The organism is Micrococcus sp. HMSC067E09 (genome assembly GCF_001812555.1).
In the GTDB taxonomy this organism is placed as follows: domain Bacteria; phylum Actinomycetota; class Actinomycetes; order Actinomycetales; family Micrococcaceae; genus Micrococcus; species Micrococcus lylae.
This window is the reverse complement of sequence record NZ_KV809408.1, coordinates 1-10,740: the sequence shown is the minus strand read 5'-3', so window position 1 is coordinate 10,740 and position 10,740 is coordinate 1. Positions and strand designations below refer to the sequence as shown.

Here is a 10,740-nt window from a genome sequence, read left to right as displayed (position 1 = left end):
GTGGGGTGGTGAAGTGTGCGTTTCTTCTGGCTCGGCGCAGGGGCGGGGCGCCGGGAGGCGGGCGCGGACAGACGGCGACGGCGGCCGCCTGAGGTGGGCGACCGCCGTCGTTGTTCAGCTCAGCGGCCGGAGCCGCGAAGGGAGGGTCAGAGCTGGTTGCCCAGCTTGTACTCGCCCTTCTTGTACTCCGGCATGGAGTCCTCGCCCTCCTCGGCGCGGGTGTAGGAGAACCCGTCCGCGCCGATGGTCACGGCCATCTCGGAGTCGTCGGTGCGGGCCACGACCTCCTTGACGTTGCCGTCGAGGTCCAGCACCAGAGAGGCGTCGGTGTACCAGGACGGCACCACCGGCGTGCCCCACCAGTCACGGCGCTGGTTGTCGTGCACGTCCCAGGTGACGACCGGGTTGTCCGGGTCGCCGGTGTAGTAGTCCTGGGTGTAGATCTCCACGCGGTGTCCGTCGGGGTCGCGCAGGTACAGGTAGAACGCGTTGGAGACGCCGTGGCGGCCCGGGCCGCGCTCGATCGCGTCGGACATGCGCAGCGAGCCGAGCTTGTCGCAGATCGCCAGGATGTTGTGCTTCTCGTGCGTGGCGAAGGCGACGTGGTGCATGCGCGGGCCGTCGCCGCCGGTCATGGCGGTGTCATGCACGGTGGGCTTGCGGCGCATCCAGGCGGCGTAGACGGTGCCCTTGTCGTCCTGGATGTCCTCGGTCACGCGGAAGCCCAGGTCCTGCATGTAGCGGGCGGCGCGCGGCACGTCCGGGGTGACCTGGTTGAAGTGGTCCAGGCGCACCAGGGCGCCGGGGGAGTAGAGGTCGTAGCGCCAGGCCAGGCGCTCCACGTGCTCCACCTCGTGGAAGAACTCGTACGGGAAGCCCAGCGGATCCTCGACGCGCACCGAGTCGCCGATGCCCTTGACGAAGCCGTCCTTCTTGCGCTCGACACGGCAGCCGAGCTCCTCGTAGAAGGCGACGGCCTTGTCCAGGTCCTCGGGGGTGCGCACGCGGTAGGAGAACGCGGCCACGGCGGCCGTCTCGCCCTTGCGGAGCACCAGGTTGTGGTGGATGAACTCCTCCATGGAGCGCAGGTAGACGGTGTTCTCGTCCTCCTCGGTCACCACCAGGTCCAGGACGTCCACGTAGAACTGGCGGGAGGCGGCCAGGTCGGTCACCACGAGCTCCATGTAGGCGCAGCGCAGCACGTCCGGAGCCGGGGACGTCGGGGTGGGGATCGGATTCTCGGTCTTCACCGGGCCCTCCTGGCCCACGTAGAAGCCGGACGAGGTCTTGGTGCGGCCCTCGAGGTTGCTCATGCTCACTCCTGACTCTGGGGTGTGGTGCCGACGGCGACGTCGGTGCGGAGGGTGTGCGCTGGGGCACGTTCCTTCTGATCAAGATCGTATATGATCCTGCGCCGCGGAGGAAGGGGTGAGGGGAGGGGCGTTGCCGAGGGCGAGGAGGGCACAGTTCCCCGCCAACGCGACCGGATTCCGGGGATCTTCGCCCTCAACTCCGGGGAGGACGGGAGGAGGGTGGCTGCACGGCACCGGTGAACATCCCGGCCTTCGCCGGCGGTGGGCCCAACGGTTCTCGCGCGGTGGAGGCGCGGAACCACAGCATCGTCCCGGCCATGACCGGCAGTGCGGTGCCGCCGAACAGCCCGCAGATCACAAGCACGGTGTCCTGCGGGACGTCTGCGGTGCCCAGGAGGAACCACCCGCCGATCAGCCCGCCCAGGAACGTGACGAGGAACAGCGGCAGCCCCACCAGCAGCCCTGGCAGGAGCCTGCCGGGCTGAGCGGTCATGCGGAGCATGAACAGGGCGCTGGCGGTGGGCCAGCCGAGCATGCCGAGGGCGTGGAGCATGAACACGCTCCACGCGGTCGGGTCCGTGTCCAGCAGTGCGACCGTCGACCCGGGCTCGTGCAGCTCCGCTCCGATCCGGGAGAGCGGCCCCACCACCAGCGCCAGGGAGACGAGCCCGATCGTCTGGGTCAGCAGGAGCAGGCGAAGGAAGCGGGGGCTCTGCGGGATGTAGTCGTCCGAGGCGCCGGTGGCCCGGTGGTAGAGCGGGTAGAAGCCCTGCATCATCGTCCACGCGTAGAGGGCGTAGGCCGGCTCGACGGGGCTGCCGCTGCGGTTGGTGACGGCGCTGAGGCCGCACAGCAGCATCACGACCGCCACGGCCCCGTAGTTCAGCGCCCACAGCAGCGTGCTCTTCGCCGCCGCCCGCACCCAGGAGAACTCTCCCGGTGGGGCGAACTCCGGATTGCGCGTCGGAACGGCCATGATCCCCTCCCCGTCGGTCCTGTCTGGGCCCATCCTGCGGGGCGAGGCCATGGAGGGCAAGGGCAAGGGCAGGGGTCACGTGGAGGCAGGGGACGCAGTCACGTGGAGTCGAGCGCCCACCACGCGTCGCGCACCGCAGGCAGCCCCGCGGCGTGCAGGTCGGCAAGCAGGGCGTCGTACTCCCGGGTCAGCGAATCGCGCAGGGTGCTCGGCCAGGACTCCGGTGGCCGTCCTTCGCCGCCATGCGTGTAGTCGAACGCATCCCCCATGTGGTCGTCCCAGGCCTCGATCCTCGCCTGCAGCTCGGCGGGGACGGCGGCGGACATCAGCGCCGCGGGGGTCGGGGCGTCGTCGACCGTGTCCTGCAGATCGATGAAGGTCTCGGCGCCATGGAGGTACGTGAAGCGCACCCGGCCGGGTGGGTGGTGGTGCATGTGCCCCATCATCCCCAGCGTGGCCGCGGAAGGACAAGGCCTGGACTCGACCCTTTCCCGAACGAAAGCGCGCCGGGACCCGACCCTTTCCCGAACGAAAGCGCGCCGGGACCCGACCGTTTCCCGAACGAAAGCGCTGCGGGGCGGGGTGACGACGACGGCACTCACCTCCGTGAGGTGAGTGCCGTCGTCGGGGGATCACCGTGTCCGCGGTTCCCGCCCCCTCGCCGTCCCCTCCTCGCCGAACCAGAAGGACTGGTCACTTCAGACAGGCCTGAAGCAGCCGAAGTCTCTGGCTCGGCGCCAAAGGGAAGCCTCTGGCTCGGCGCCAGAAAGAGAGGCCCGGATCAGCCGGTCACTTGCCCTGCTTGCCGAACACCGGGTTGTGGACCTCGCCGAGGTTGATGTGCACGGCCTGCTGGTCGGTGTAGAAGTCGATCGAGCGGTAGCCGCCCTCGTGGCCCAGGCCGGAGGCCTTCACGCCGCCGAACGGGGTGCGCAGGTCGCGCACGTTGTTGGAGTTCAGCCACACCATGCCGGCCTCCACGCTCTGCGCGAAGTTGTGGGCGCGCTTGAGGTCGTTGGTCCAGACGTACGCGGCCAGGCCGTACTTGGTGTTGTTGGCCAGCTGCAGGGCCTCCTCCTCCGTGTCGAAGGGGGTGATGGCCACCACCGGGCCGAAGATCTCCTCCTGGAAGATCCGGGCGTCCGGGGCCACGTCCACGAACACGGTCGGCTGCACGAAGTTGCCCTCGTCGAAGCCCTCCGGGCGTCCACCGCCGGCCACCAGGCGGGCCTCGGACTTGCCGATCTCCACGTAGGACATGACCTTCTCGAAGTGCTCCGGGTGCACGATCGCGCCGACCTCGGTGGTCTCGTCGTTCGGCAGGCCGACCTTCACGTTCTTCGCCTGGGCGGCGTAGCGCTCCACGAACTCGTCGTAGATGGAGCGCTGGACCAGGATGCGCGAGCCGGCGGTGCAGCGCTCGCCGTTCAGGGAGAACACGCCGAAGATGGTCGCGTCGATCGCGGTCTCCAGGTCCGCGTCCTCGAAGACCACGGCCGGGGACTTGCCGCCGAGCTCCATGGACAGGCCCTTCAGGTGCGGGGCGGCGTTGGCGAAGATGATCTGGCCGGTGCGGGACTCGCCGGTGAAGGAGATCAGCGGCACGTCCGGGTGCTTCACCAGCGGGTCGCCGGCGTAGCCCTCCTCGCCGAAGCCGTTCACCATGTTGAACACGCCCTTCGGCAGGCCCGCCTCCTCGAAGATGCCCGCCCACAGGGAGGCCGAGAGCGGGGTGAACTCGGCGGGCTTGAGCACTACGGAGTTGCCGGTGGCGATGGCCGGGGCCAGCTTCCAGGACTCCAGCATGAACGGGGTGTTCCACGGGGTGATCAGGCCGGCCACGCCGATCGGCTTGCGGTTGACGTAGTTCGCCTGGCGGCCGGGCACCTTGAAGGCGTCGTCGTGCTGGGCCACGATCAGGTCCGCGAAGAAGCGGAAGTTCTCGGCGGCGCGGGCGGCCTGGCCCTTCGCCTGCTTGATCGGCAGGCCGGTGTCGAAGCACTCCATGGCGGCCAGCTGCTCGCCACGGGTCTCCATGATGTCCGCGATCCGGTGCAGCACGCGCGAGCGCTGGCGCGGCAGGGCCTGGGACCACTCGCCGGACTCGAAGGCCTTCTTCGCGGCGGCCACGGCGCGGTCGATGTCCGCGGCCTTGCCGGAGGCGGCCTTCAGGTACGGCTCGTTGGTCACCGGGTCGAGCACGTCGAAGGTGTCGCCGTCGAGCGAGTCCACGAACTCGCCGTCGATGTAGTGGCGCAGGACGTCCGGCAGGCCCTCGGGCTTGCGGGCCTCGATGCTGGTCTTCTCGGTCATGGTGTCTCCTTCGCTTCGGTGCTTCGGGTGCTTCGGTGCTTCGGGTGGGTCGGAAGGGTCGGAAGGGGCGGATGGTCTTCTCGGCTCCTGGAGCCGGCCTCGGCGCCGTCTGCCGCCGGGCGGTCACGTGGACTGCGCGGCGCTGTGCTCCAGGTAGGCGTGCAGGGTGTTCAGACGGTGGGCGCGGGCCGCGGCCTCGATCCGCTCGAAGGGCGCCCCGTCCTCGATCAGGCGCAGCAGCTGCTCGTGCTCGTCCACGGAGGCGTCCGCCCGGCCGGGGACGTACGCGAACGTGGAGGAGCGCAGCGCGGCCAGGCGGTTCCAGCCGCGGTGCACCAGGTCGTGCACGTGCTCGTTCTGGCGGTGCTCGAACAGGATCGAGTGGAAGCGGCGGTTGAGCTCGGTGAACGCCACCGGGTCCCACGCCTGCTCCGAGGCGGTCATCGCGCGCATGGCCGCGTTCACCTCACGGGCCGACGCGATGTCCTCGGCGGTCACGTGCGGGGCGCACTGGGCGGTGGAGAAGCCCTCCACCAGCGCCAGCGTCTCCATGGTGTGGCGGTACTCCACCGGGTCGATGCCCACCACGGTGGCCCCCACGTTGCGCTCGTAGGCCACCAGGTTCTCGGACTGCAGGCGGCGGATCGCCTCCCGCACGGGCACCACGGACATCTGAAGCTCCGCGGCGATCTGGGACAGCACCAGCCGGTCGCCCGGCTCGTGGCGCTGGTCCCGGATCCCCTCGAGGATCGCCTGGTAGGCGCGGTCCGCCTTCGAGGCGCTAGTCCCGACGGCGGCCTGTCCCGTCCCGTCCGACCCTCGCCTCGGCGCGGCCTCGCCTCGGGGCATGTCCGTGCCGCCCATGCTCAGACGTCGCCCTCCGGAGCCGGGGCGTCCGGCAGGGTCTTGCGGTACTCGGCGAACGCGGCCTTCCACTGGGCGTTCGGCGGGAACAGGCCGTCCACCGGGTGGCCGTCCTTGACCTGCTCGAAGACCCAGGCGTCCTGCAGCTCCTGCTCGTAGGCGTCGTGGACGACCTCCTCGAGCAGCGCCGGCGGGACGACCACCACACCGTCGTCGTCTCCGATGATGATGTCGCCGGGCTGCACGGTGGTGCCGCCGCAGGCGATGGTGCCGCCGACCTCCCACGGGATGTGGCGACGGCCCAGCACGGCCGGGTGCGTCGCGCCGGCGTACACCTGGATCCCGACCTCGGCCACGGCGGCGGAGTCGCGCACGCCGCCGTCGGTGATCACCGCGTTGGCGCCGTTGACCTGGGCGCGAAGGGCCAGGACGTCCCCGAGGGTGCCGGTGCCGTGCTCGCCGCGGGCCTCCATGACCACCACGTCGTCCGGCTGCACCGAGTCGATGGCCCGCTTCTGTGCGTTGAAGCCGCCGCCGAACTCCTTGGCCAGGTCCTCGCGCTTGGGGACGTAGCGCAGGGTCTTCGCGTAGCCGAGGACGCGCCGGCCTCGGTGGACCGGGCGCGGGCCGTCGATGGTCGCGTTCTGGATGCCGCGCTTCTGCAGCTGGGCCGTGATGGTGGCGACCGCGGTGGCGTTGATCGTGGCGCGCAGCTGAGGGGTCAGCAGGGAGCGGTCCGGCTGCGGGGCGTTCGGCACCCAGTGGCCGTTCTCGTCCACCGCGGACGACGACGGCGCCGCGGCCTGCGCTGCCGGGCCGGCGTCCTCAGTGCTGGACGGCACGGGGCCGGCGGCCTCCGTGTCCACCGGCGGCAGCCCTGCGGCCTGGCGGGACCCCCAGGCCTCCTCGCGCTGGGTGTCGTCCACCTTCGGGCCGTGGCCGAAGGGTGCCATCGGGCGGTCGGAGGCCACGACCTCGGTCACCAGGCGGCCGGTGGTCGGGGTGTCCGGGGCGGTGGGAGCGTCCACCTCGACCTCGACGACGTCGCCCGGCTGGGCCACGGACGAGCCGGCCGGGGTGCCGGTGAGGATGACGTCGCCCTCCTCGAGGGTCATCAGCTGGGACAGGTCGGCCACGAGCTGGCCGAACGGGAAGACGAGGTCCTCGGTGGTGTCGTCCTGGACGATCTCGCCGTTGACCCAGGTGCGCACGCGCAGCGCCTTCGGGTCCAGGCCCTCGGCGGAGATCACGGCCGGGCCGAGCGGCGTGTAGCCGTCGCCGGACTTGTTCTTCACGTTGGAGCCCTTGTCCGCGTGGCGCAGGTCGTACAGGCCCCAGTCGTTGGCGGCGGTGATGCCGGCGACGTGGCTCCAGCCGTCCTCCGGTGAGACGCGGCGGGCCGGGGCGCCGATGATCAGCGCGATCTCGCCCTCGTAGGCGAGCAGCTCGGTGTCAGCGGGGCGCTCGATGGTGTCGCCCGAGCGGGCGATCGAGGTGCCGGCCTTGATGAAGTAGCCGGGGAACTGGGGGGAGCGGCCGCGCTGGGCGATGCGCGAGGGATAGTTCAGGTGCAGCGCGAGGACCTTGCCCGGGCGGTTCTCGCGGCGGGTGAAGTCGTGCTCCGTGACAGTCGGCGTGGCGGTGTTCTGGCCTGTGCTCTGCGTCATGGCTCGGATCATATACGATCCGCCCGTACCGGGGAAGGGGTGTTCGCCGTCGCCGGAAGGGGGTCGGCCGGCGGGGCACGGCAGGGGCGGTCGGGCACCGGAGGCGAGGGCCGTCGTCGGGCATCAGCATAACGACGACGGCCGCCTCCCCACGCAGGGAGGCGGCCGTCGGCCGGTGGCCGCCCGAAGGGGCCTGCCGAAGGGGTCAGCGGGTGCGCGCGACCGCCTCGTTGACCACGGGCGCCAGGCGCTTCACGCCCTCCACCAGCTTCTCGGCCTCCACGAAGGAGAACGCCAGGCGCAGGGTGGAGTGGGTGCCCTCGACCGGGGTGAACGCGGCACCCGGCACGAAGACGGCGCCGGCCTTGATGCCCTCGGTCATCAGCTCGAGGGTGTCCGCGCCCTCCGGCAGCGAGCCCCAGAGGAAGAAGCCGCCCTGCGGACGGATGAACTCCACTGCGGGGTCCCAGTGCTCCTTCACCGCGTCCCACAGCGCCTCGGCGCGCTCCTTGTAGAGGCCGGAGACCTCGCGGACGTGGCCCTGCCAGTCGAAGTGGTCCACGAACGCGGTGGACAGCATCTGGCCGTGGGTGGAGGCGTGGATGAACGCGGACTCCGCGGACAGGTAGAACTCGCGCTTCAGGGCGGCGGGAACGAGGGCCCAGCCGATGCGCACACCGGGGGAGAAGATCTTGGACATGGTGCCCAGGTAGACCACCTGGTCGCGGTGCTTCGCGGCGATCGGGGCCAGTGGCCGGCCGTCGAAGGCGATCTGGCCGTACGGGTTGTCCTCCACGATGAGCACCCCGTGCTTGGCGCAGATCCGGGCGATCTCGTCGCGGCGGTCCTCCGGCAGCAGGGCGCCGGACGGGTTGGCGAAGGACGGGATGGTGTAGAGGAAGGCCACGCGGCGGCCCTCGGCCTCCATCAGCTCGAGGGTGGCGTCGAGCTCGGCCGGGATGAGGCCGTGTTCGTCCGTGCCGGCGGCCACGGCGTCCAGCTCCCACGTGTTGAAGCTGGTCAGGGCGCCCACGAAGGTGGGGTCCTCCACCACGACGACGTCGCCCGGGTTGGCGAAGGCGCGGCAGGCGGTGTCGATGGCGGCCTGGGAGCCGGGGGTGATGACGACGAGCTCGGGATCGGCGTCCGGGATGCCGTCGCCGGCCATCACGGTGCACGCCGCCTGGCGCATCGGCTCCAGGCCCTGGCCGGGACCGTACTGGAGCGACTCGGTCCCGTGCCGCGAGACGAGCTCGCCGGCCGTCTTGCCGAGCTCGTCCAGGGGCAGGCCCGAAAGCCACGGGTTGCCGCCGGCGAGGGAGACGAGATTGGGGTCCATGGCGATGTCGAAGACATCACGGACCGCGGACTGCTTCACGCCGAGGGCGCGCTGGGAGAGGAAGTCACGACTCTGGGACACGGCACAGAAGGCTAACAGCCGACGCATGCGCGCGCGATGCCCCTGTTCCCTTTCCGCTGTGACAGCCGGCGTATGCGCGCGCGATGCTCAGGGGCCGTTGGGCGGGACGACCGGATGGGTCTGAACACCGTACGAGGGGGAGGCTCCCGGCAGGCTCGGCTGGCCCTCGCCGGGGGCACTCTCGCTGGGCGTCCCCTCGCTGGGGGCCGTCCACCCGGGGGCGCTCTCGCTGGGGGCACCCCCGCCGGGAGCACCCCCGCCGGGGGCACTCTCGCTGGAAGCACCCTCGCCGGGGGCGGGCGTCTCGGACGGCTCCTCCGGTTCCGGGGGAGCGGTGTACTCGTCGCCCGGCTCGTAGGGGAGCAGGCCGAGCACGTCGGCGATGTCCTCGCCGTCCACGGTCACGCGGACCTCGCCCGCGTCCGTGTTCGCGGCGGCGGTGGCCTCCAGCTGGGCGCGGACGCGCTCGGCGTCGCAGGCGTCCTCCACGGTCACGGTGCCGGCGAACTCGAACACCTCGGTGTCGCCGTCGCGGTGGTGGCCGGTGTAGGTGAGGGTCTTCGCGGAGGCGGCCACGGCGTTGGTCAGCGCCGGGTCCCCGTGGGTGCCGGTGGTGTCCTGCAGCAGGAAGTCCATGGCCATGTCCGCAGGGTCCTCGGCCTTGGTCGGCGCGGTCTGCACGGCCACCAGCAGGTCTTGGTCCTGGCAGCCGACGCGCACACCGGAGGTGCCCGGCGGGGCGGACCACACGGGCGCCACGAGATGGACGGTCAGCGGCTGGTAGCCGTCCCGGTCCACCTGGGGGATGCCGGTCTGCTCTCCGGCGCTCGGAGAGCCGCTGCCATCTCCGGTCGGTTCCTCGTCCGCGGGGGTGCATCCGGCCAGGGCCGCCGTGCCGAGGGCCAGGGAGCCGGCCCAAGCGAGCGCGCGGGCGGCGGGGCGGCGGCCGGTGCGGTGCATGGGCGCTTACTCCTGGCGGGATGTGACGGCGGACGTGCGGGACGGAAGGGGGACGAAGGCGGGCGCGTGCGTGGCGGAGGTGCGGGGCCGTCGTCGTGGGCCCATGCTACCGCCGCCACCGCCGTCCGGCAGGCGAGCACGGACCTCGGGGCCGTGTCCGGCGCGGGCCCGAGCCAGTAGGCTGACGGGCATGCCTCTGCGCAATCGACGTGCCGCCGCCTTGCCCGCCAAGCTCAGCCGCTCCTGGCTGCTGGTCAACGCCGCCAAACCGGAGGACTTCGCTCCGGGACTGGCCTCCGAGGCCGACTCCGTGATCTTCGACCTCGAGGCCGCCGTGCCGGAGGAGCACAAGGAGCAGGCCCGCGCGAACGTGGTGGACGCCCTCTCCAGCGGCATGACCGCGTGGGTGCGCATCTCCGCGACGACCACGGACCACTGGGCGGAGGACCTCGAGGCCCTCAAGGACCTGGAAGGTGTGCGCGGGGTGATCCTGGCCGAGACGGAGGAGCCGGAGCAGGTCACCTTCACCGCCATGCGCCTGCGCGCGGGCACCCCGGTGATCGCCCTGCTCGAGTCCGCCCTCGGCGTGGAGAACGCCACGGCCGTGGCGAGGGCGCCGGGCACCTTCCGCCTGGCCTTCGGCACCAACGACTTCCGCAAGGACGTGGGCGTCGGCGACGACCCGATCGCCATGGCCTACGCCCGCTCCCGCCTGGTCATCGCCTCGCGCGTGGGCGGCCTGCCCGGCGCGATCGACGGGCCGCCCGGCAACACCGACGGCGAGGACGCCGTGGCCGAGACCTCAGGCCTGACCAACACGATGGGCATGACCGGCCGCCTGGTGCTCTCCCGCGACCAGGTGGACTGGGTCAACAAGGCGCTCTCCCCGTCCGAGGACGAGGTCAAGTGGGCCCACGACCTGCTGGACCAGCACGCCGCCGGCGCGGCCGTGGGCGACGGCTCCTACCTGCCGCGCCTGCTGCGCGCCCGGAAGATCGCCGACCTGGCCGACTCCTACGGCCTCTGGAACGCCTGACCCCAGGCGCTTTCGTTCGGGAAACCGTCGAGTCCCCAGACGCTTTCGTTCGGGAGACCGTCGAGTCCCCGGGCGTTTTCGTTCGGGAAACTGTCGAGTCCCCGGGCGTTTTCGTTCGGGAGACCGTCGAGTTCCGGCGCCCGCACCCCTTTCACCCACGACGGCGGCCGCCCACCTCCGCGAGGTGGGCG

Annotated in this window: 9 protein-coding genes; 1 reads left to right on the top strand and 8 read right to left on the bottom strand. The window is 71.4% G+C overall.

Annotation, left to right across the window (positions count from 1 at the left end):
• Positions 1 to 146 precede the first annotated feature (146 nt).
• The 8 genes from hpaD to HMPREF2863_RS00505 all read right to left on the bottom strand — a co-directional run bounded on the left by hpaD (position 147) and on the right by HMPREF2863_RS00505 (position 9,513).
• A complete protein-coding gene (gene hpaD / locus HMPREF2863_RS00540) occupies positions 147 to 1,313 on the bottom strand; it encodes a 3,4-dihydroxyphenylacetate 2,3-dioxygenase (RefSeq protein WP_070637205.1) in 1,167 nt (388 codons plus the stop codon).
• A 193-nt stretch (positions 1,314 to 1,506) separates the two neighbouring features.
• Positions 1,507 to 2,289 carry a hypothetical protein gene (locus HMPREF2863_RS00535; protein ID WP_070637203.1) on the bottom strand — a complete coding sequence of 261 codons (783 nt, stop codon included), beginning with the start codon at positions 2,287 to 2,289 and terminating at the stop codon, positions 1,507 to 1,509.
• 98 nt (positions 2,290 to 2,387) lie between these two features.
• Positions 2,388 to 2,723, bottom strand: coding sequence for a hypothetical protein (locus HMPREF2863_RS00530; RefSeq protein WP_070637201.1), 336 nt, complete (start codon positions 2,721 to 2,723; stop codon positions 2,388 to 2,390).
• Between the two features lie 355 nt (positions 2,724 to 3,078).
• Entirely contained in the window at positions 3,079 to 4,602 is a 1,524-nt protein-coding gene (gene hpaE / locus HMPREF2863_RS00525) for a 5-carboxymethyl-2-hydroxymuconate semialdehyde dehydrogenase (protein WP_070637199.1), read from the bottom strand.
• Between the two features lie 123 nt (positions 4,603 to 4,725).
• A complete protein-coding gene (locus HMPREF2863_RS00520) occupies positions 4,726 to 5,451 on the bottom strand; it encodes a GntR family transcriptional regulator (RefSeq protein ID WP_070637326.1) in 726 nt (241 codons plus the stop codon).
• Positions 5,452 to 5,468: 17 nt separating this feature from the next.
• On the bottom strand, positions 5,469 to 7,133 hold the full coding sequence (locus HMPREF2863_RS00515) for a fumarylacetoacetate hydrolase family protein (protein WP_070637198.1): 1,665 nt from the start codon (positions 7,131 to 7,133) through the stop codon (positions 5,469 to 5,471).
• A gap of 205 nt (positions 7,134 to 7,338) precedes the next feature.
• Positions 7,339 to 8,553 carry an aminotransferase-like domain-containing protein gene (locus HMPREF2863_RS00510; RefSeq protein WP_087134478.1) on the bottom strand — a complete coding sequence of 405 codons (1,215 nt, stop codon included), beginning with the start codon at positions 8,551 to 8,553 and terminating at the stop codon, positions 7,339 to 7,341.
• An 87-nt stretch (positions 8,554 to 8,640) separates the two neighbouring features.
• Positions 8,641 to 9,513, bottom strand: a complete 873-nt coding sequence (locus tag HMPREF2863_RS00505; protein WP_070637195.1) for a ubiquitin family protein — start codon at positions 9,511 to 9,513, stop codon at positions 8,641 to 8,643.
• 190 nt (positions 9,514 to 9,703) lie between these two features.
• Between HMPREF2863_RS00505 and HMPREF2863_RS00500 the strand changes: the two genes are divergently transcribed.
• The gene (locus tag HMPREF2863_RS00500; protein WP_067189565.1) at positions 9,704 to 10,549 is read left to right on the top strand and encodes an HpcH/HpaI aldolase/citrate lyase family protein; all 846 of its coding nucleotides are present in this window, start codon (positions 9,704 to 9,706) and stop codon (positions 10,547 to 10,549) included.
• The last annotated feature ends 191 nt before the right edge of the window (positions 10,550 to 10,740 follow it).